17 protein-coding genes and 1 pseudogene are annotated in these 20892 nt (G+C 69.8%); 14 read left to right on the forward strand and 4 right to left on the reverse strand.

The window, feature by feature from the left end; translation table 11 throughout:
• From RHODO2019_RS00005 to RHODO2019_RS00025, 5 genes are all read left to right on the forward strand, one after another.
• Window positions 1-1308, forward strand: coding sequence for a UDP-glucose dehydrogenase family protein (locus RHODO2019_RS00005; RefSeq protein ID WP_265383049.1), 1308 nt, complete (start codon window positions 1-3; stop codon window positions 1306-1308).
• Window positions 1309-1933: 625 nt separating this feature from the next.
• The gene (locus RHODO2019_RS00010; RefSeq protein ID WP_265383050.1) at window positions 1934-2746 is read left to right on the forward strand and encodes a glycosyltransferase family 4 protein; all 813 of its coding nucleotides are present in this window, start codon (window positions 1934-1936) and stop codon (window positions 2744-2746) included.
• 682 nt (window positions 2747-3428) lie between these two features.
• Window positions 3429-4889, forward strand: a complete 1461-nt coding sequence (locus RHODO2019_RS00015) for a sugar transferase (protein WP_265383051.1) — start codon at window positions 3429-3431, stop codon at window positions 4887-4889.
• 197 nt (window positions 4890-5086) lie between these two features.
• Window positions 5087-6250, forward strand: coding sequence for an acyltransferase family protein (locus tag RHODO2019_RS00020; RefSeq protein WP_265383052.1), 1164 nt, complete (start codon window positions 5087-5089; stop codon window positions 6248-6250).
• A 253-nt stretch (window positions 6251-6503) separates the two neighbouring features.
• On the forward strand, window positions 6504-7580 hold the full coding sequence (locus RHODO2019_RS00025; RefSeq protein WP_265383053.1) for a glycosyltransferase: 1077 nt from the start codon (window positions 6504-6506) through the stop codon (window positions 7578-7580).
• Here the strand turns inward: RHODO2019_RS00025 and RHODO2019_RS00030 are convergent.
• Entirely contained in the window at window positions 7572-8210 is a 639-nt protein-coding gene (locus RHODO2019_RS00030; protein ID WP_265383054.1) for an arsenate reductase/protein-tyrosine-phosphatase family protein, read from the reverse strand. The two genes, RHODO2019_RS00025 and RHODO2019_RS00030, sit on opposite strands and share 9 nt — an antisense overlap.
• A 150-nt stretch (window positions 8211-8360) precedes the next feature.
• Between RHODO2019_RS00030 and RHODO2019_RS19240 the strand changes: the two are divergent.
• The 6 genes and pseudogenes from RHODO2019_RS19240 to RHODO2019_RS00060 form a co-directional block, all read left to right on the forward strand.
• A pseudogene (locus RHODO2019_RS19240) lies at window positions 8361-9158 on the forward strand (YveK family protein); the annotation flags it as partial.
• A gap of 133 nt (window positions 9159-9291) precedes the next feature.
• Entirely contained in the window at window positions 9292-9735 is a 444-nt protein-coding gene (locus RHODO2019_RS00040) for a tyrosine-protein kinase family protein (RefSeq protein WP_265383056.1), read from the forward strand.
• 74 nt (window positions 9736-9809) lie between these two features.
• Entirely contained in the window at window positions 9810-10676 is an 867-nt protein-coding gene (locus tag RHODO2019_RS00045) for a hypothetical protein (protein WP_265383057.1), read from the forward strand.
• A 55-nt stretch (window positions 10677-10731) separates the two neighbouring features.
• Window positions 10732-11139, forward strand: coding sequence for a hypothetical protein (locus tag RHODO2019_RS00050; protein WP_265383058.1), 408 nt, complete (start codon window positions 10732-10734; stop codon window positions 11137-11139).
• Window positions 11129-13000: a glycosyltransferase gene (locus RHODO2019_RS00055; RefSeq protein WP_265383059.1), complete on the forward strand. Its 1872-nt coding sequence runs from the start codon at window positions 11129-11131 to the stop codon at window positions 12998-13000. Before RHODO2019_RS00050 ends, RHODO2019_RS00055 begins: the two co-directional genes overlap by 11 nt.
• Entirely contained in the window at window positions 12997-14028 is a 1032-nt protein-coding gene (locus RHODO2019_RS00060) for an acyltransferase family protein (RefSeq protein WP_265383060.1), read from the forward strand. The genes RHODO2019_RS00055 and RHODO2019_RS00060 overlap by 4 nt, the downstream gene beginning before the upstream one ends.
• Here the strand turns inward: RHODO2019_RS00060 and RHODO2019_RS00065 are convergent.
• Together RHODO2019_RS00065 and RHODO2019_RS00070 are read right to left on the reverse strand one after the other, a co-directional pair.
• Window positions 14007-15101 carry a glycosyltransferase family 4 protein gene (locus RHODO2019_RS00065; RefSeq protein ID WP_265383061.1) on the reverse strand — a complete coding sequence of 365 codons (1095 nt, stop codon included), beginning with the start codon at window positions 15099-15101 and terminating at the stop codon, window positions 14007-14009. The two genes, RHODO2019_RS00060 and RHODO2019_RS00065, sit on opposite strands and share 22 nt — an antisense overlap.
• Window positions 15102-15128: 27 nt before the next feature.
• On the reverse strand, window positions 15129-16064 hold the full coding sequence (locus RHODO2019_RS00070) for a UDP-glucuronic acid decarboxylase family protein (protein ID WP_265383062.1): 936 nt from the start codon (window positions 16062-16064) through the stop codon (window positions 15129-15131).
• 388 nt (window positions 16065-16452) lie between these two features.
• Here RHODO2019_RS00070 and RHODO2019_RS00075 point away from each other — a divergent pair, with 388 nt between their 5' ends.
• From RHODO2019_RS00075 to RHODO2019_RS00085, 3 genes are all read left to right on the forward strand, one after another.
• Window positions 16453-17193: a glycosyltransferase gene (locus RHODO2019_RS00075; protein WP_265383063.1), complete on the forward strand. Its 741-nt coding sequence runs from the start codon at window positions 16453-16455 to the stop codon at window positions 17191-17193.
• A gap of 632 nt (window positions 17194-17825) precedes the next feature.
• A complete protein-coding gene (locus RHODO2019_RS00080) occupies window positions 17826-18881 on the forward strand; it encodes a glycosyltransferase family 4 protein (RefSeq protein ID WP_265383064.1) in 1056 nt (351 codons plus the stop codon).
• A gap of 54 nt (window positions 18882-18935) precedes the next feature.
• Window positions 18936-19664 (forward strand): FkbM family methyltransferase, encoded by a 729-nt coding sequence (locus RHODO2019_RS00085; RefSeq protein ID WP_265383065.1) that lies wholly within the window; start codon window positions 18936-18938, stop codon window positions 19662-19664.
• Here RHODO2019_RS00085 and RHODO2019_RS00090 read toward each other — a convergent pair.
• Entirely contained in the window at window positions 19658-20539 is an 882-nt protein-coding gene (locus RHODO2019_RS00090; protein ID WP_354005608.1) for a glycosyltransferase family 2 protein, read from the reverse strand. The two genes, RHODO2019_RS00085 and RHODO2019_RS00090, sit on opposite strands and share 7 nt — an antisense overlap.
• Window positions 20540-20892: the final 353 nt, after the last annotated feature.

Consider the following 20892-nt stretch of genomic DNA (forward strand, 5'->3'; position numbering starts at 1 on the left):
GTGCGGATCAGCGTGATCGGGTGCGGGTACCTGGGGGCCACGCACGCCGCGGCCATGGCCGAGCTGGGCTTCGAGGTGCTCGGGGTGGACATCGACCAGGCGAAGCTCGAGGCGCTCGCGCAGGGGTCGGTGCCGTTCTTCGAGCCCGGGCTGGAGCCCCTGCTGAAGACCCACGTCGACGCGGGACGGCTGCGCTTCTCCACCTCGCTGGCCGAGGCCGGGGCGTTCGCCGACGTGCACTTCGTCTGCGTCAACACCCCGCAGCGGGCCGGGTCGCAGGCCGCGGACGTCAGCTACGTCGACGCCGCGTTCGGCGGGCTCGCCCCGCACCTGCGCGAGGGGGCGGTGGTGGTGGGCAAGTCGACGGTGCCGGTGGGGACCGCGGCGCGGCTCGCCGAGCTGGTGGCGGGCCTGGCCGTCGACGGGGTGGACGTGGCCTGGAACCCGGAGTTCCTCCGCGAGGGCAAGGCGGTGACGGACACCCTGCACCCGGACCGGCTGGTCTTCGGCACCCCGTCGGCCCGCGTGGAGGCGGTGCTACGCGAGGTCTACGCCACGCCGATCGGGGCGGGGACACCCGTCATCGTCACCGACCTCGCCACCGCCGAGCTGGTCAAGGTCAGCGCCAACGCGTTCCTGGCCACCAAGATCTCCTACATCAACGCCATGGCCGAGGTGTGCGACGCGGTGGGGGCGGACGTCACCGTGCTGGCGGACGCGATCGGGCTCGACAAGCGCATCGGCCGCGGCTTCCTCAACGCCGGGCTCGGGTTCGGCGGCGGCTGCCTGCCCAAGGACATCCGGGCGTTCTCCGCGCGGGCGGGCGAGCTGGGGGTGGGCTCGGCGGTGGCGCTGCTGCGCGAGGTGGACGAGATCAACATGCGCCAGCGCCAACGGGTGGTGGACATGGCCACCGCGCAGCTGGGTGGCTCGCTGCTGGGCCGCCGGGTGGCCGTGCTGGGCGCTGCGTTCAAGCCGGAGACCGACGACGTGCGGGACTCGCCGGCGCTGAACGTGGCCGCCGCGCTGCACCTCAAGGGCGCCCAGGTCACGGTGTACGACCCGGTGGCCGTGCCCACCGCGCGCCGGATGTTCCCGACCCTGGGCTACGCCTCGTCCTGGGAGCAGGCGGCCACCGGTGCGGACGTGGTGCTGGTGCTCACCGAGTGGGCGGAGCTCACCACCCTGGACCCGGCGGCGGTCGGCGCCGTGGTCTCGGCCCGCAACCTGGTGGACGGGCGCAACTGCCTCGACGCGGCGCGGTGGCGGGCGGGGGGCTGGACCGTGGCGGGCATCGGCCGCCCCTGAGCCGAGAGCTGGTGCTGGCATCCCCGCCGATCGAACGTCCCGTGACTCCTGAACGCCGTGGCGCTCTGACGGGTGTGGCGAGGCGAGTTGACGCTCACTGCGGGTGAGACTTGCAGGAGGCAGGCCGGAAGGTGTGGCGAGGTCCGGTAGCTGTCAGCCGATAGGTTCTAGATCATCAGGACCGCACGGGGAGGTGTTGTGGACACAGGTGCGCGCGCAGCCGGTCAAGCGGGTGCGCCGAACGTCGCTGGTCTCCACGTCCTCTTCCTGTGCCACTCGGCCAAGCCGAGCGGCGCCGAGCTGGCCCTGCTAACCCTGACGCGACACATGGCGCCCGGCACGACGACGGTGCTGTTCGCCGAGGACGGCCCGCTGGTGGCGAGGTTCACCGCGGAAGGCGTCATGGCGGCAGTGGTGGACGGCATCCGGCGCGGAGGGAGCGCTCGCCGTTGCACGAGCCCCGCCGCGGCTCTCCGGGGTCTGATCGACCTCGCCCGCTACGGCCGTCGGGTCGCGAGCTGGGCGGCCGACCGCGAGGTCGACGTGGTGGTGGCCCGTTCGGTGAAGGCCCTGCTCTACGGGGCGGTGGCGGCCCGGTCCCCTGCACGTTCCCCTGGTGTGGAGCGTGCACGACCGGATAGCCGCCGACTACCTGGGTCGACTGTCAGCGCTGGCTGTGCGCAGCCTGGGCCGAGTACTGGCCCAGGGCTACCTGGTGAACAGCCGGACCACCAGCGCCACCATCTGGCCGGGCCACAAGCCTGTGCTGGTGGCCCCTCCCGCGCTCGACCGGTCGAGGTTCATCGTGGAGCCGGTCCGTCCTGAGGTCACCGCGCCGGTGCGGCGGGTGGTGATGGTGGGTCGGATCTCGCCGTGGAAGGGGCAGCACGTCTTCCTGGAGGCCTTCGAGCAGGTCTTCGCCGACACCGACGTCGAGGCGTACGTCGTCGGGGGTGCGTTGTTCGGGGAGCGGGAGTACGAGGCCGAGCTGCACAGGACGGCCTCGGCCGGGCGCTGTGCGGGCCGCATCCACTTCACCGGACACCTTGACGACGTCCGGCACCACCAGCTGTCGGCCGACGTGCTGGTGCACGCGTCCGTGGTGCCCGAACCTTTCGGGCTCGTGGTGAGCGAGGGCATGGCGGCTGGCTGCGCCGTCATCGCGACCACACCGGGTGGGCCCGCCGAGGTCATCACCGACGGTCGCGACGGACTGCTGGTGCCCTGCGGGGACGTGGACGCCATGGTGGCCGCGCTTCAGGAGCTGAAGGCCGACCCGGAGCTGGCGCAGCGGCTTCGCACCGCCGGACAGCGGAGCGTCCGTCGCTACGACGCCACGGTCCAGGCCGCCTGGGTGCAACCGTGGTTGCACGCCGTTGCGCACAGGGTGGCGCCGGCCAGGCCGGCAACCAGCTGGTCGGACGTGGCCATCCCGTGACCGGGATCGGCGTCGAGCTCGGCGGCGGGGTCCAGAAAGTCAGCTGCGAGGTGACGGTGGGCGTCAATGCGGCGCCCACCACAGCGACCGCATCGATCGCACCCAGCAGCCGTCGGGTCGCCCGTAGGGCAGTCTCCAGAGCGCTCACAGGTGGCAGCGCGGGGGAGACTTCTGGGCCGAGCTGAGGAACCGAGCGATGTGGGGGCGCGGCCCGTTCGACATGGGACCGACATGGGGCCACGTGCGGTCCTACGACGCAGCACCGGACGCGCCGTCACGACCTCCACGTCCACTCCGTTGGTCCGTCATGACGCCGGCCCATGCAAGCTCGCGTGGTCAGAAGCGACGGGAATCGGGGACGAGGGTTCCGTGGCCGCAACAAGCGTCACCCGGCGGATGGGTGACGAAGACCGCCGAAGGGTTCACGCGGCGTGGCTTGCGTGCCAAGGTGACGAGCAAGAGGGCGCGTTTGCGTCCGAGCGGGGCTGTCGAGGCCCTGTGGAGCTCGAGGGTACGGGGGACCGACGTGACCGTGCGTGACGTCGACACGGGTGGGCGATCCTGGCCCTCCCGGACTCCTGGCGACCCGCGGGCGCGGGTGCCGGCCGGCTCGCCGCCGAGTGGCACCCGCCGTCGCAGGGTCCCGGCGGCCTCCGCACGCCGCGCAGCACCGCCCAAGGTGGTGCACGACAGCAAGCGCTGGCAGGCGCCCTACCGCCTGCGCCTGCTCGTCACCGACACGCTGGTGGTCGTGGTGGCCGTGGTGGCGGCACAGCTGGCCCGCTTCGGCCCGCTCGACGTGGCGCTGTCCGTGGCCACGGACTCGGCCGTGTCGTACACGGTACTCAGCGTTGCCCTCGTCCTGTTGTGGTCGGCCTTCCTGGTTGCCTTCGCCACCCGGGACACCCGCATCCTCGGGGCTGGCGCGGAGGAGTACCGGCGCATCGGTGACGCGTCCCTGCGACTGTTCGGCGTGATCGCGATCGTGGCCTTCGTCGGCGGGTTCGAGGTGGCGCGCGGGTACCTCGCCGTCGCGTTCCCGCTGGGCCTGGTGGGCCTGGTGGCCGACCGGTGGCTCTGGCGGCACTGGCTGGTGCGGCGCCGGGCTCAGGGCTCCTACAGCTCGACGGTGGTGGTGCTGGGGTCGCGCCGGGCCGCTCGGGCCATGAGCACCCAGTTCGAGCGCGAATCCGACGCCGGCTACCGGGTGGTGGGGGTCTGCATCCCCGGATTCGACCCCCTGCGCGGCGACCGTCGGGGACGCTCGGACGAGCTGGACGTGGACGGCCACGTGGTGCCCGTGCTCGGCGACGAGACCTCCGTGCTGGAGGCACTGCTGGCCACGGGGGCGGACACGGTGGCCGTCACCGCCACCGAGGCGCTGGGGGCGGACGGCATGCGCGCGCTGGCCTGGGAGCTGGCCTCGCTCGACGTGGACCTGGTGGTGGCGCCGGGGGTGGTGGACGTGGCGGGGCCGCGGCTGCGCATCCGGCCGGTGGCGGGGCTGCCGCTGCTGCACGTGGAGGAGCCCCAGTACGAGGGGGCGGGCCGCTTCGCCAAGGTCGCCTTCGACGCCGTGGTCGCCGGGCTCGCCCTGGTGGTGGCCTCTCCCGTGCTGCTGCTGTCCGCGCTGGCCATCAAGACCACCAGCCGTGGCCCGCTGCTGTACCGGGCTCAGAGGGTGGGGCTGCGGGGCGAGACGTTCTCCATGCTCAAGCTGCGCACCATGGAGGACGGCGCCAGCAGCAGGGTCATCGAGCTCGCCGGCCTCGACGAGGGCTCGGGCCCGCTGTTCAAGATTCGCGACGATCCGCGGGTCACCCGGGTGGGTCGGATCCTGCGCCGCACCAGCATCGACGAGCTGCCGCAGCTGGTGAACGTTCTGCGCGGCCACATGAGCGTGGTGGGACCGCGCCCCCCGCTGCCCCGCGAGGTGGTGGCCTACACCGGGGACGTGCACCGCCGGCTGCTGGTCAAGCCCGGCATCACCGGACTGTGGCAGGTCAGCGGGCGCTCGGACCTCTCCTGGGAGGAGTCGGTGCGCCTGGACCTGTTCTACGTGGAGAACTGGTCGCTGGTGCAGGACCTCGTCATCGTCTGGCGCACGCTGCGGGCCGTGATCAGCCCCAAGGGCGCGTACTGAGCCGTTCCGCCCTGAGGCCAGCGGCACCAACACGTCAGCGCTCCGGCCCTCGAACGGCAGTGCGCTTCGGCGAACCCGACTGCGACGACGGCAGGGGGCCGAGGCCAGCGTCGGACGACGGTGAGACGGTGCGGAGAATCTTCCGCGGGTCCGGCCGTTGTGAGAGGCTCAACGCCGTGCCAACGAGGCGTCCGGCGGTGAACCGCTCGCTGGAAGCGTTGCGAGGGCTTGCCGCGATCTTCGTGGTGGCGGGTCATTCGCGCGACCTGGTGTACAGCAGCGCGCACCTCGAGCTCGGCTCCCCGTTCAACAAGCTGTTGCTGCTCCCCACCTCCTTCGCCATGGAGTCCGTGGGACTGTTCTTCGTTCTCAGTGGGTACCTCGTGGGCGGCCAAGTCCTGCGAGAGCTGCGCGCCGATCGTTTCAGCGCTCGGGTCTACTTCATCAAGAGGTTCTCTCGATTGTGGTTCGTCATGCTCACCGGTCTCGCCCTCACCGTCGCTGCAGACGCGATGTCGCGGGCCATGTTTACCGGGGCCGCCTTCACCGCCCCCAACGAGCTCGGTGGCACGATGACCGACGCGGTGTGCAACCTGGCCCTTCTGCAGGACGGGCGTTGCGCTGCTTTCGGAAGTGACCGCTCGCTGTGGTCCCTCGGCTACGAGTTCTGGTTCTACGTCGTCTTTGCCGCGGTGGCGGCATTCCTGTACTGCCTCGGCCGCCGGGCGATCAGAGGCGCAGCCTTGGCCGGGGCCGTCGCGGTCGGGGCGCTCTGGGTGTACGGCCCACACCTGTTGTGGCTGATCCCCGCCTGGCTTCTCGGTGTGGGCATTGCAGAGCTGCAACGGGCCTGGCCGGGCCTCGGGTTGTGGTCGCCGCGGTGGAGAGCCACCGTGACGATCGGCTTCCTCGTGCTGTGTGCCTGCGGGATGCTGGCCAGCAACGTGCTTCAACCCCCACGGTGGGAAATGTTTCTCCTGGTCGGACTCGCTGCGTCCCCCCTGGTACTGGTCCTCTCGGTGTGGGATCCGACTCCGCCGGCGTGGTTCAGGTCGGCTCTGGATCTTGCCGCCTGGCTGGGTGTGTGGTCGTTCACGCTCTACGTGTTCCACCTTCCGATCGTCGTGCTGATTGGTGTTTCTGCCCTCAACGCCGGGGTTCCTGCCGGTGTCGCCAGTAGCTACGCCCTGCTGTTCGTCGCTACTGCTGCCTGTTACCCGTTCTACTGGCTCGTCGAGGCTCACACGGCGAGAATTCGAGGTTGGCTGCTCGATAGCACTGTTCCCCGGTCCGGCCGGGCAGCCCAGAGGAGTGCGATCGACACGACCGAAGCCACCCACGGGACGGTCGTTCCCGACTGACGCCCGGCCAGTGCCCTCCTGGCCGCAGCTGGTGAACGTGCTGCGCGGCCACATGAGCGTGGTGGGCTCGGACCCGTGCTACGTGGAGAACTTGTCGCTGGTGCAGGATCTGGTCATCGTCTGGCGCACGCTGCGCGCCGTGGTCAGCCCAGGGGCGCCTCCTGAGCCGATGCGCGTGCGTATTCTCCGCAGTGGCCCGGTCGCTGGACCGGCCGGTGATGCCCACGGGGGTGGGGGACAGGGCGGTGGGGCGGTGAACACGCTCGTCCTGCACGACTACCTGACGCAGCGCGGCGGTGCCGAGCGGGTGGCCCTGCTGATGGCCCAGGACCTCGGCGGCGGCGCCATCACCACCTCCTCGTTCCGGCCCGCGGAGACCTTCCCGGAGTTCGGGGCGCTCGACGTCCACGAGATCCTGCCCGTGGTGCCGGCCCGCACCCCCAGCCGGCGGCTCGCCATGGCGCCGCTGGCCGCGCTGAGCTTCGGCGCGCACCGGGCCCGGGCCGACGTGGTGCTGTGCAGCAGCAGCGGCTGGAGCCACTGGACCTCCACCCCGTCGCCGACGGTGGTCTACTGCCACACCCCGCCCCGGTGGTTCTGGGCGCCGCAGGACTTCTTCCACGGCCACGCCGCCCCGGTGCGCGCCGCGGCGTCGAGGGCGGTGGCGGTGGGCCGCTCCCTGGACCGCAGCCGGGCGCGGCGTGCGACCACCTACGTGGCGAACTCCTCGGTGGTGCGCCGCCGCATCCAGCGGGCCTACGGCATCGACGCCGAGGTGGTGCACCCGCCTGTCTCCTTCGCCGTGGACGGTCCGGTGGAGCCCTGCCCGGGCCTGGAGCCGGGGTTCGTCCTCACCATCGCGCGCGACCGCAGCTACAAGAACGTCGCCACCTCGCGGCGGGTGTTCGGTGCGGGCGGGCTGGGTCGGCTGGTGGTGGTGGGCGACGGGGAGCCCCAGGCCGGCGCCGGGGATCTCGTCGTGAACGCCGGCCGGGTCACCGACGCGCAGCTGCGCTGGCTCTACCGCAGCTGCCGGGCGGTGCTCGCGCTGTCGCACGAGGACTTCGGGCTCACCCCGGTGGAGGGTCACGCCTTCGGCAAGCCGACCATCGCGCTGCGGGCCGGCGGTTACCTGGACACGTGCGAGGAGGGGGTGAACGCCGTGTTCACCGACGACCTCGAGGACGCCTCGGTGCGACGGGCGGTGCTCTCGCTGGACACCGCGGGGCTGCAGGAGGCGACGGTGCTCCGGGCCGCGGAGCGGTTCTCCCGGGCCGCCTTCAGCGGCGCGATGTCCCGGGTGCTGGCCGAGGCGGCCCGCTCAGGCTGAGGGCGGCAGCGTCCAGATAGACGCGGGGCTCTCCCGTGGGGCCACGGCTGCGGTCCACCCGGCGCTCGCCTGCTCCAGCTGGGCGGCGCACGCCGCCATCGCCGCCGGGCCGCGGTGGAAGGGGTCGCTCACGTCGTCGTCGCGGGGAGTGGCCGCGCGCAGCGTGCCCCGCAAGGCTCCGGCCGCGGCCGCCAGGGCGTCGAGCCGCTCGGGGGCGGTGCCGGGCGGCAGGGCGTCGAGGTCCACCGCCGCGACGTAGCGGGCCAGCTCGCGCACCGTGAACGTGCGGCGCAGCGCGGTGGGGTCAGCCTCCAGCACGGCCTCGCGGTGCCGCCGGGACGCCGTGAGCACCAGGGCCGCCCCCCGCACCAGCTCCGGACCCAGCACCCGGCTGCGGAAGGCGGAGGGGTCGAGGCCCCGCGCGCGCAGGGCCGCCGCGGCTTCGGCCTCCACCGGCGTGCCCGCGGTGGCCGACACCCCGGCGCTGGAGACCGGGAGACCGGTGACGCCGTGGCCGGCCAGCTGGGCGCGGGCCACGTGCTCGGCCAGCGGGGAGCGGCACAGGTTGGCGGTGCACACGTAGAGCACGCCGCGCCGGACCGGGGGTGGGCCGTTCGTGGGGCCGCTCACCAGCACACCGTAGCGGCCCACGGCCACAAGGTAGGCTCCGGTCGTTCGTGCACCGAGTGGGTGGCGAGACGACACGACTAGGGGTGGCCGCGCGTGGAATTCCGGGACTACCTGCGCCTGCTCCGCCGACGTTGGGTGACCATCCTGGTGGTGCTGGTGGCGTGCCTCGTGGGGTCCGGCGCCGTCACGGTGCTCACACCGCCCTCGTACCAGTCGACCACCGACGTGCTGGTGGCGCTGCCCCGGGGTGGGGTGTCCAGCCCGAACGCCGACGGCGGCCTCAGCGCTGGGTACACCACGAACCTGCCGGCGATCGTCGCCTCGTTCGCCACCGTGGTGAACACCCCGCAGACCTTGAACGCGGCGGTCACCGCCGCCGGGCTGCCCGTCGGTACCAGCGCCGGGATCTCTGCTTCGGCAGCCAAGGACACCGCCGTGCTCACCGTGACCGTGGTGGCCTCCACCGCGTCCACGGCGCAGGCCGTGGCGGCCGCCTTCGCTGGCACGTTCCCGGATGTGCTGGTGAACCTCTCCCAGCTGGCCGACCGCAACACCCTCACCTTCCAGACCATCCGACCAGCGGGCCTGCCCGCCTCGGCCTTCCAGCCGCGGCCCGTGGTCAACATCGCGACCGGGCTGGTGGTGGGCCTCGTGCTCGGCCTCGCCGTGGCCATCGCCCGCGAGGCCGTGGACCGGCGCATCCGGGACTCCCGCGGCATCGAGGAGCGTGTCGGCGTCACGGTGCTCGGCGTGGTGCCCTACGAGCTCAGCGGGACCGACCTGCCCAGCGCCACCCACCCGGACTCGGTGCGCGCGGAGAGCTACCGCAAGATCCGCACCAGCCTGCTGTTCAGCGGGCCGGACGGCATGGTCCGCTCGTTGGCCGTCACCAGTGCCGTGGCCGGTGAGGGCAAGACCAGCCTGGCCGCGAATCTGGCCGTGGTGTGCGCCCGGGGCGGGCAGCGGGTGGCCGTGGTCGACGCTGACCTGCGCCGGCCGACGATCCACGAGAAGTTCGGGCTGACCAACGAGGTGGGCCTGTCCACCGTGCTCGCCCGGCGAGGCCGAGCTGGAGGACGTGGTGCAGGTGGAGCGGAACGGCGTCACTGTCCTGACCGCCGGCCCCAGCCCGCGGGACTCCAGCGCGATGCTGGAGAGCCCGCGATTGCGGGAGCTGGTGGAGGAGCTGGAGAAGTCGTTCGACGTGGTCATCGTGGACACCACCCCGGCGCTGGCCGTGAGCGACGCCGCCCAGGTGTGCTCGGTCTGCGAAGGCGCGGTCGTGGTGAGCCGGCTCCGCACGACCACCTACGACAGCCTCGCCCGGGCCTGCACCACTCTGGAGCGGGTGCGAACACCGGCGCTCGGCATCGTCGCCGTGGGCCACGACGAGGACCCGGACGCCGGGTACCAGTACTACTACGCGGCGGCGGGCGCTGACGCCAAGGGCCGTGGGAACCACCGCAAGGCCGGCGCGGCGGAGTCCGGCCGCACCGGGTGGCGTCGGCAGGGCAGCGCCTCCTGATGGGGGGCTCGGGTCTGATGGTAGACCGGGCCCGTGCCAGCGGGCGGAGCATCCGGGCGGGACGACGCTGGCCGGTGCTCGGTTGGGGCAGCCTTGCGGCCGGTTCGCTGTTCGCCGGTGCCCTGGCGGTCACGAGCCTGCAGCTGCTCGGTCTCGTCCTGCTCGCAGCCGGGCTCGCCGTGCTCTTCATGCGTCCCGTGTGGGCCGCGCTGGGGGTGCTGGTGGTCCTGCCGTTCCCCGTGAGCGTGGTCCCCGGCGTTGGTCTGCAGATCGGCCTCTCCGACCTGCTCGTGGTGGTGGCAGTGGTGGGCTGGGGCGTACAGGTGTTGTTGAACCCCCCCGAGGGCTTGCGGACCCGCACCGTTCGCCCCGTCTCGCTCGGCCTGCTGGCCTACGGTGCCGCCGCCGGCCTGTCCCTGGTGTTCCATCCCAGCCAGGTTGGCGTCATCACGATCGTCCAGCGGGTGATCATCGTCGTGGGACCACTGCTGGTCGGTGCCCTCGTGGTCCAGTCGGGCCGGCTGCGCCTCGTGCTGGAGGGGTACCTCGTCTCGGCCTCGGTCCTCGCCGTGGCGGCGATGGCGTCCTCGGGCAGCGAGGGTTTCCTGGGGGTGCAGAAGAACCCGGCCGGCGGATACCTCTCCGCGGGGCTCATCATCGCGGTGGTGGTGCGTCCCAGCCGTCGCTGGGTGCTGTACGCCCCTGTATTGGCCGTTGGGACGCTGGCCAGCCAGAGCCGCGGGGCGCTGCTCGGCCTGGGCATCGGGGTAGGGGTGACTCTGCTGGTGGTCCGCTTCCGGGAGCGGCGTCGGCTGGTGGTGGCCTTCGCCGCGGCGGCCGCGGCGCTCGTGGCGGCCTTCCTCGCCCTCCCCGGCAAGCGGCAGGTCCCGTCTCCTGGACACCTCCAGCAGCACCGACTTCGCCCTCCGCTACCGGGATGAGTTCGCCGCCGACGCCCTGGACGCGTTCCGGGCCCACCCCTGGATCGGGGTGGGGGTGGGCAGCTACACCGGGGGACGGCGCCAACCCGGTATCGGGGACCCTCACCAGGTCCTGTACTTCCAGCTCGCCGAGGGCGGTGTCGTCCTCCTGGTGGGGTTCCTGGTGCTCGTCGCCGTCACCCTCTGGGTGGCGCTGCGGAGCGCGGGACGGACCCCGCTGGCGGTAGCGGCGCTGGCGGTGCAGATATCGACGTTGGTCCACGCGCTCGGTGACGTGTACTGGGTTCGTGGCACGCCGACCATGGGGTTCCTGCTGGTCGGCGTGAGCCTCGCGGTGGTGGCCCTCGACCGGCAGGGTGACCCGCGCGGGCTGGAGTGGACCACCCGGCGGCGCGGCGGCGACCGCCAGATCGCGCCGCTGGTGCCGGTGGCCACCAGCGCCGGAGCCCACCGTGGGGGCTGAGCCCGCAGGCGAACCGTTCGTGGTGGTCGTGGCCTTCCACGGGGCCGAGGCGCTGCGCTTGGCTCTCGACCCCCTAGGCGGGTTGGACGTCCTCGTGGTCGACAACTCGAGCTCAGCGGATGTGGCGCGAGTCGCGCGGGACACCGGGGCGGAGTACCACGACGCGGGCGGGAACCTGGGCTTCGCCCGTGCGGTCAACCTCGGGGTGGCGCACGCCGCCGGGAGGGACGTGGTGCTGGTCAACCCGGACGCGGTGGTGGACGCCGACACGGTGGTCGCGCTGGCGACCGCCCTGCACGAGCGAGGCGGGCGGGTGGCGGCGGCAGCCCCGAGGCTGACGGGCCCCGCGGGTGAGGACCAGCGCGTGCGGTGGCCGTTCCCCACCCCGGTCGGGGCCTGGATGCAGGCGCTCGGTGCCGGACGGTGGATCCCGGCGGAGCCGTCGTTCCTGGTGGGGGCGGTGCTGGCGCTCAACGCGAAGGCTCTGGCCGAGATCGGTGGGTTCGAACCGTCCTACTTCCTCTACGCCGAGGAGACCGACTGGCAGCGGCGAGCGGTGGGCGCCGGCTGGCGCTTGGTGCAGGTCGACGGTCTGACGGCCACCCACGTGGGCGGAGGGACCAGCAGCGACGAGATCCGGCGCGAGGTGCACTTCCACGCCGGGGGCGAGCGCTACGTGCGCCGGTGGTTCGGGACCCGGGGCTGGGTCTCGTACCGCGCGGCGACGGTGGTGGGCAGCGCGGTGCGTGCCGTGGTGCTCCCGGGTGAGCGCGGGCGGGTGGCGCGGCGGCGGGCGGTGATGCACCTGCGGGGACCGATGCGGGTCGAGCGCGCGCTGCGGGTGGCGGGGCACCGGTCGGTGGTGCACGTGGTGCTGACCGACGCCTTCGCCGGTACCGAGCAGCTGGTCTGCACGGAGGCGGCGGGTCTGGCCGCCCGAGGGTGGGACGTCACGGTGGTGGGGGGTGACCCGGTGCGGATGCGCGCTGCGCTCGGGCCGGACGTGCGACACGTGGCGGCACCGACCGTGCTGGCCGGGCTCCGCGCTCTGGGCCGGGTGGGCCGGCCGGACGTGGTGCACGCCCACCTCACCGCGGCCGAGCTGGCGGCCGTGCTGGCGCGTGTGGTCACCCGGGCTCCGGTGGTGGCCACCCGGCACATCGCTGCCCGCCGAGGCGCCACCCCGCTCGGTGGGCTGGTGGCGCCGGTGGTCCGGCGCGGCCTGGCTGGGCAGATCGCCATCAGCGAGTTCGTGGCAGCCGCGGTGGGGGAGCGATGCACCGTGATCCCCAACGGGGTGGCGTCGGTGCCGCCGGGCACCAGCCCTCGGCAGCACACGGTGCTGGTGCTGCAACGGCTCGAGCCGGAGAAGTCCACCGACGTGGCCCTGCGGGCGTGGGCGGCGTCGGATCTGGCCAGTGCAGGGTGGCGGTTGCAGGTGGCGGGCACGGGCCGAGAGCTCGGTGCGTTGAAGAGGTTGACTCGTACGCTGGATATCGACGCCTCGGTGGATTTCCTGGGGTGGGTGGGTGAGCCGGGTCTGCTGCTGGACGCCTGTGGGCTGTTGTTGGCTCCCGCGCCCGGGGAGCCGTTCGGCCTGTCGGTGGCCGAGGCCATGGCCCACGGTGTCTCCGTGGTCGCAGCCGACGGGGGCGCGCACCCGGAGGTGCTGGGCCCGGAGGCGCTGCTGTTCGCACCCGGCGACCACGAGGCGGCCTCGGAGCTGCTGCGCACCCTCGCCGGGGACGTCGGCGAGCGGTCCCGCCGGGGGGCGGCGCTCCGGGAGCGGCAGCGCCAGCTGTTCACGGTGGAGATGCACCTCGACGGTGTCGAGCGGGTCTACACGCGGGTGACGTCGTGACGTCGGCCACGGTCCGTCCGCCACGCTGGGAGGCGCTGGACGGGCTCCGGGCCATTGGCGTGGTCCTGGTCGTGTTCTTCCACACCAACAGGCTGCTGCCCAACGGTTTCCTCGGGGTCGACGTCTTCTTCGTCCTCTCCGGCTTCCTCATCACCACCCTGCTGACGGGCGAGGTGGAGCGCCGCAGCCACATCGACCTGCCCGGCTTCTACCGTCGCCGGGGGTTGCGTCTGGTGCCGGCGCTGGTCGCCGTGTGCCTTTTCGTGGTCCTGGTCGCGCTGGCCACCGGCCGGCAGGTCGTCGCGATCGCCGAGGGTGCGCTCGCATCGGTGCTCTACGTGTCGAACATCTGGCTGTACTCCGGGCACGACACGCCCCTGCTGCAGCACACGTGGACGCTCGCCCTCGAGACGCAGTTCTACCTGGTGTGGCCCCTGCTGCTACCGCTGGTGCTGCGGCGCCGCGGGCTCGGCCCGGTCTTGCTGGGTGCTTACGTCCTAGCCGCGGTGGTAGTGCCGTTCAGCGGCACCGATCCGGTGGTGGACACGTACGTACGCGCCGTGGGTCTGCCGTTGGGCTGCGGGCTGGCACTGGTGCTGCGCGGGGGCCGCGCGGAACGGTGGCGCCGTGCGCTGGCGCCGGTCGCGGTCCCCGCCCTGCTCGCCCTGGTCGTGCTGGCCGCCCTGCCCACACTCCCGACGGCCGACCTGGTCCCGGCAGTGCTCACCCTGCCGGTGGTAACGGCGCTGGTGGCGCCGGGCCGGCTGACGTCGGTGCTCTCGTCAGCGCCGTTCGTCTGGGTGGGACAGCGGTCCTACGGGCTCTACCTGTGGCACTTCCCGATCGTCTCGCTGGTGTTGAACCACGCGCCACAGTCTGCGCCGCGGGCGGTGCAGATCCCGGTTGCGGTGGTGATCTCTGTGGCCGTCGCCGCAGCTTCCTACCGGTGGGTGGAGCAACCGTTCCTGCGGCGCAAGCGGTCCGCTACTCGTGAATCGCGAGGCAGTCAGCCGAGCACGCCGGCGTAGACCGCGCGGTACTCGAGTGAGAGCCTTACCCAGGAGAGTTCCTCCGCGTGGTCAATTCCGCACCTGGCGGGAGTGGGATTCTGCAGCTCGGCGATAATTGCTCCGGCCAAAACGACTGGGTCGTGCACATCAGCCGGCCGGCCACAGTCACCGGCGGCCTCGGCCAGGCCGGTGCCGGCGGAGTAGACCAGCCCCCGCCCCGCCGCGAGCGCCTCCACCGCGACGATGCCGAACGGCTCGATACGGCTGGGGATCACCGCCACGCGGGCGGAACCGAGCAGCCCACGAACCCCCGTGCGGTCCAGGGACCCCACGAGGGTCACCCCGGCCCCAGCCCGACCGCGGAGCTTCGGAGTTTCCGGCCCGTCGCCGCCCAGCAGTAGTCGTGCGTCCGGGATGCTCTCCCGCACAAGTGGCCAAGCTGCGAGGAGGAGGTCGAAGCCCTTCTGCGGCACGTGGCGCCCCCACGCGGCGGCCACAGGCTCATCGGTGCGCTCCGGGACGCCGATCCAGTCGGCGGGGTCTACACCGTTGGGGATGACAGTGGAGTCTCGAAAGCGGGGGGCGAGCTGTCCGGCCGCCTCGGCGGTCCACGCCGAACAGCTCGTCAGGGCGGCGGCGGACGCGGCCGAGGTCCGCAGGTGCCGGCGCATCCAGGCGCTGCGCTGGTAGAGGTGTCCGGCGTCCATCTCCGTCTCACCTTGGGAGGTGATGACCAGCGGAACACCATGACGCCGGCACCAGCCATGCAGCGGGGGCAGCTGGGTCGAGGGGCACACCACGTGCACGAGGTCTGGCACAGGTCCGAGCGCGTCGAGCGCGGAGCGGGTGGGACGCAGGCGCGCCAGGTGGTGTAGCACGCGCCGCGGCCGACGGCCGGGGGCCGTGAAGGGAATGCGGCGGACGGGTACACCCTCGACGATTTCGGAGGCGGGAAGCGAACCGGGGTGCTGGTTCGTCACCACCAGGACGTCTTCGCCGGCGGCCAACAGGTGCTGGGCGATCTTGAGGGTCAGCTCCTCGACGCCCCCGCGGTGGGGCGCGAACGCGCTGGGCGCCAGCCAGATCCTCACTCAGGTCCTCCTCGGATCCGACGGCCCTCAGGTGGTGCGGAAGTACTCGACGGTATGCGTCATACCCTCGTCGAATTCGACCGTCGGCACCCAGCCGAGCACGTCCCGGGCCTTGTCGATGACGGGCCGGCGCTGGCGCGGATCGTCGGATGGCAGGGTAAGGAAGTCGATGGTGCTCGAGCTACCCACGAGCGCGATGATCCGCTCGGCGATCTCCAGCATGGTGAACTCGCGGGGGTTGCCCAGGTTGATCGGCCCGGTGACCTCGTGCGGGGAGTCCATCAAGCGGATGAGGCCGTCGACCAGGTCGGAGACGAAGCAGAACGACCGCGTCTGCTCGCCGGTGCCGTAGACGGTGAGCGCCTCACCGCGCAGCGCCTGCATGATGAAGTTCGAGACCACGCGGCCGTCGTCCGGGCGCATGCCGGGTCCGTAGGTGTTGAAGATCCGCGCGACCTTGATGGGCAGGTCGTGCTGGCGCCGGTAGTCGAAGAACAGCGTCTCCGCGCAGCGCTTGCCTTCGTCGTAGCAGGAGCGCGTGCCGATGGGGTTGACGTTGCCCCAGTAGCTCTCCTCCTGGGGGTGGACCGTGGGGTCGCCGTAGACCTCGGAGGTCGAGGAGAGCAGCACCTTAGCCTTCACCCGCTTGGCCAGGCCGAGCATGTTGATCGACCCCACCACCGACGTCTTGGTCGTCTGCACCGGGTCGCGCTGGTAGAAGATCGGCGAAGCCGGGCAGGCCAGGTGGTAGATCTCGTCGGTCTCGACGTACAGCGGGAACGTGACGTCGTGGCGCTGCAGCTCGAAGCGGGGGTGGCCCAGCAGATCGGCGACGTTCGACCGCGCCCCGGAGTAGAAGTTGTCGACGGCGAGCACCTCATCACCCCGCTCCAACAGGGCTCGGCACAGGTGGGCGCCGATGAATCCAGCGCCGCCGGTCACGAGAACACGACGCGTAGCCATGACGTCCTCACAGTTTGTTGGGATGAAGCAACAGGCAGTGTGTCAGAGGATTTGAAAGTACCCTTCGCTTGTGGAGGAAATGAGTGGAGCGGCAGCCCGCTTGGGGGCGGGTCGTGGGCCAGTCGTCCTCGCGACTCGCCCGCCCGCCTGGCTGGGCGGTGGCACCCATGTGCGTCAGATGTCCGAAGCCGTTCGTCGGCACGGCACGCCGGGCGACCGAGTGGTGCACGTCGGATCACTGCGGGGCGGACACGCGGACCTGAGGCTGCCGGCGGGCGTTGTGGGCCGTGTTGGGCCGCGTGTTAGTCGCACACTCGGGGCCGCACTCTGGCGAGGAGCGAATGTGCACCGGGTCAGCGTGGACCTGCCGCCAGCACGCAACGAGATCATGAGCATCCTCGACCTGGCGCCGCTGCACTTCTCCGACGAGGGTCGACTACCGAGGAACCTTCGCGAGCAGGTGTGTCGTGCTCGTGGCGTCGTGGTCTCCACCCACCTGATTGCGGACGAGGTTCGGCGTGAGCTCGGTGCCGAGAAGGTGTGGCTGATACCGCCCGCCGTCGGCGATCGGTTCTACGAGCACCGGTCGTCGGTCAACGAGAGTGTTCATCCATACGTGCTCCACGTCGGTGGTGCGACCGAGCGGAAGGGACTCGACGGTCTTGCCCGCGCGTGGCCTGTCGTCCGAGCTGCTGACCCTGATCTCGACCTGGTGATGGTCGGCCCGGTGCACGCCACCGGGCGCACGAAGCTGCTCCGCCTTGACGGGGTTCGGTGGGTGGGGCAAGCCGATGACGAGACTGTGCTCGACCTGATGATCGGCGCGCGCGCAGTTGTCGTGCCGTCCACCTACGAGGGATTCGGGATGCCGGTAGCGGAGTCGATGGCACTGGGTAGCCCGGTCGTGGTGCTGGCGGGAACCGCCCCGGCTGAGGTGGGAGGCGACGCGGCGTTCTGCGCAGCAACCGGAATGGCGGACGACCTCGCAGAAGCGATTCTCGGTGCAGTCGTTGCCCGGGAAATCGAGCCCAGGCGACTGGCTGACGGCGTCCTGACGGCCCAGCAATGGACTGTCTCTCACATCTGTCGCGTCCAGATGCAGGTCTATCAAGAGGCTTTCGGCGGATGATCGCCCTGCGATGTGAAAGCGTACCGCTTGGGGTGCGCATCTGTTACGCCGACCCTCGTCGAGGGTGACGGGCAACGTCCTCTGTCGCAGGTGCGTGAGGTTGGCTCAATCGTGCGCAGGACGGGCAGGCGCCGATGATCGGCTGTGTGGCCGTCCGAGAAGCGGGCCAGCACGTCCTCCTCAGAGCCGGGAAGCACTCGTGGAGGTCCAGATTGGCAGTACCCCGAGGGCCCGGGACCGGGTAACCTTCAGCACCAAAGCATCCCAGATCCCTCGACTGAACGAGATCCAGGAGTGCACCAACGTGTGAAGTCGGTCCAAGGGCCGAAACCCTGCCGGTGTCTCTACTCGTGCGGTCTCGCCTCGGGGCATGACCGCTCTTTCGTTAGGTCTATCGCGGCGGCGTCGGCCACCTCGGCGCCGACGTAAACTAATTTCATCTTGCGCCGCGGGTAAACCTTGCGCCGCGTTTAGGACAGCTGCACTGTTTACGACACCGGCTCTTCCTCGGAGCGTTAGGTTGACTTGCACCAACTACGCATTCTATCGCGTCGGTGTGGACAGGTTGCAAGTTTCCAACGTATCGACGGACCTATTCAACCAGGTTGAATTCCTCGGATGGAGATTGACGGATGCGCGTGCTGCTCACCACGCTACGCAACCCTTTCGTCGGAGGACACAACGTCCAAGCCAAGATGACTGCCCTGTCACTTCGCTCACTCGGAGTGGACGTCGAGATGACCGACGATCCCGCGCCCGACCCGTATGGATTCGATATTCTTCACAGCGTCGGCGAGGGAGTGAACAGGGCCACCGTTCGGCGCGCGCGTCAGCATGGCGTGCCCGTGGTCATTTCTCCCATTTACTGGAGGCTCTCCTACATCTACGGCGAAGAACGTCCACTCACACCTACCGTGCTCGCCGGTAGAGCGCGAATGGCTGTGGCGCTTGGCAGGAGAGCGATTCAGGGGTCTGAACATCCCGCGGCGGCACGCCTCATCAACCGTCGAATCGAGCTCGGGATGCTCTTTGAGGCAGCTGATCTGCTGCTGCCGAACAGCACTAGTGAAGGCGACGCGATCAAGGCGGAGCTGGGGGTGGAGACACCGATGCGGGTGGTGCCGAACGCGGTCGACCCAACGATGTTCCGTCACGCCGAGCCCGTTGGTTCTCGTGAAGGGGTGCTGTGCGTGGGACGAATAGAGCCTCACAAGAATCAGCTCGGTCTGCTGCGGGCGCTACGCGGCTCCGGAGTACCGGTCACGATCGTAGGGCCAGTTCACCGTGACCACCTGAGCTACGGGAGAGCCGTGTCGAAGCTCGCATCGAGAACCGGCGCAACTGTGATGGACGCACTTGCGCCTTCGGAGTTGCCCGACATCTACAGGTCACACAAGGTGCACGTTCTGCCAAGCTGGTTTGAGACCACAGGATTGGTTACACTCGAGGCGGCACTATCCGGGTGCACTGTGGTGTCCACCTCGCGCGGGTTCGCGCGAGACTACTTCGGGGATCTCATCAACTACTGCGATCCGGCTGATCCAAGATCGATCACGCATGCAGTAGACGGCGCACTTGATGCGCCTCCGTGTCCCGAGCTGGTGGTACGAATCCTGCAGAATTTTACATGGTGGCACACTTCACGGGCCACCATGAAGGCCTACGAATGGGTGCTCGCGGCAAGGTAGTACAGGCTTTCGACGACGCGGGAGGAGCTCATGTCTATTCTTCACAGGCTTCGGGTGATTGCTCAGCGGTTTGGCATCGATGTTATTCGATTCGATCCGCGTACGGCCGACGAGATCCGATTGGCCACCATTATGACGAGCCTCGACGTCGAGCACGTCATCGACGTCGGCGCCAACGTCGGCCAGTTCGCGTTGACGGCGCGCGGCGCTCTGGGTTTCACGGGCCGGATAGATTCCTTCGAGCCGGGAGCCGACGCGTTTGAACAACTGCAAGGGCAATCCAGGCTGGACCCAGGCTGGTTCGTCCACCGCTTGGCCGTCACTGATGTTTCGGGGCCTGTAACTCTGAATGTGTTCGGCGAGTCGGACCTCAGCTCGCTGTCTTTGCCTTCTGAGGCAGGACGTGAAGCCTGGAAGGCAGGTTGGCGAGCGAAGCCGGAGGTTGTGGACGGAGAGCGGCTGGATCAAATCTCATTGCCGGCGTTACACCGGGTTTTCCTCAAGATCGACACGCAAGGCCATGATTGGAACGTCATAGAATCGGCTCGAGGACTCCTGGACCGAGTTGTCGTGCTGATGACGGAACTCTCGCTAGTCACGTTGTACGAGACGTCAATACCGGCCGCCGAGGTGATCAGGCGACTTGACGCCATGGGTTTTACTCTAGCAAACTTGGTGCCGGTCAATCGTGTAGTTGGTAAGCAGTACCTCCTCGAGGCCGACGGAATCTTTATCCGTCGCGAGCCGGGTCTGCACTCGACCAGGTCAGATCGAGCTCAGTAGCGCTCGACGCCGTCGCCGATGCCGAGGATGGGGTGTTGGTAGCACAGCAGGTCGCGGTCGCGACTCAGCCTAGTGTTTGCAACCAACTGCCTCTCCTGATGGCCACCGCGCGGATCGAGGTCAGCCCCAAGCTTCCAGAGCGCGGAACGGATTACCCTGATGATCAACCAGGCGGGCGACGACTGGTGCCAGTGGTGGATGATCCAGGCATCAGCACGCCCCTCTGCTGCTGCTCGCCGGAGAAGTGCGGCCTGAGTGAGTCGAGAGGCAGGTACGACATGCTCCACGATGGCCTCCGGTGCCCATGCGATATGCCCGCCGCTGCGTGTCAGGGCCATGCCGAGCAGTACGTCTTCCCCGCCGCTCGCTCGGGTCCCAGGCCCTAGGCGGTCGTCGAAGCCCCCCAAGTCTCGAAAGACGTTCGCCTGAACTGCCATGTTCAGACCTGCCAGAAACGGTGCTTCGGGGTTCATGGCTGTGGCCGTGTCAACGAATCGCCGCCGGATGTTAGCTGATACTGGCTCTTCGGTGTTCACGACTACCGCTCCGACAACTGCCTGCGCGGCGCCCTCCGCCAGTGGACTGATTAGGGCGGCGAGCCAGCCTTCGCGCGGGATGACATCGTCGTCGACGAAGACGAGCACGTCCGGTGATGCTTCCGACTCCGCGCCAACATTACGTGCGTTCGAGGCATTTGCACGAGCCACGTGGATGTACGTGGCACCTTCGCTTGTCGCGGTCTCCCCGCAATTTTGGGTGCCGTTTTCCACCACTACCACTCGGATTGTACAACCAGGCGGGCGACCTTGACCGTAGACATTTTTGATCAAGTCCCCCAGCTCTCTGCCACCACCAAAGGTTGGTATGACCACCACGATAAGCTTGCCAGAGTCCGGCGTAATCAATTCGGCACATCCTCTAGTTGTTGAGTACCGCTCACGACGGCAGATGTAGTAAAGGTACGGAACCTGTCGCGGCAACGCGGATGTGGCTAGTCACGTCCGGTCCTGGTGCTGAATGAGAGTACAGAGTGCGCCTGATACGGGAGTGAAAGGTACCACTCGCGTCTGACGGCGAGCCATAGTTGAGCGAGAAGCTGGCACCGCCATGCACTTAAAGCGGATGTGTTCACCCTCTGTTGCAAGTCTGGAGGATGGGTCCCAGACCACTACGAACGCCGCGGTCTGGGGCGTATGCTCATCCCGATTTTCGGCTGCGGACTTTGTGA

The sequence above is a fragment of the Rhodococcus antarcticus genome, from assembly GCF_026153295.1.
Classification (GTDB): domain Bacteria; phylum Actinomycetota; class Actinomycetes; order Mycobacteriales; family Mycobacteriaceae; genus Rhodococcus_D; species Rhodococcus_D antarcticus.

Bases quoted from the DNA above. Each gene is read 5' to 3' on its own strand.
- RHODO2019_RS00070 (WP_265383062.1), bottom strand. From the start codon at position 16,064: ATGGCTACGCGTCGTGTTCTCGTGACCGGCGGCGCTGGATTCATCGGC.
- RHODO2019_RS00075 (WP_265383063.1), top strand. From the start codon at position 16,453: ATGAGCATCCTCGACCTGGCGCCGCTGCACTTCTCCGACGAGGGTCGA.
- RHODO2019_RS00080 (WP_265383064.1), top strand. From the start codon at position 17,826: ATGCGCGTGCTGCTCACCACGCTACGCAACCCTTTCGTCGGAGGACAC.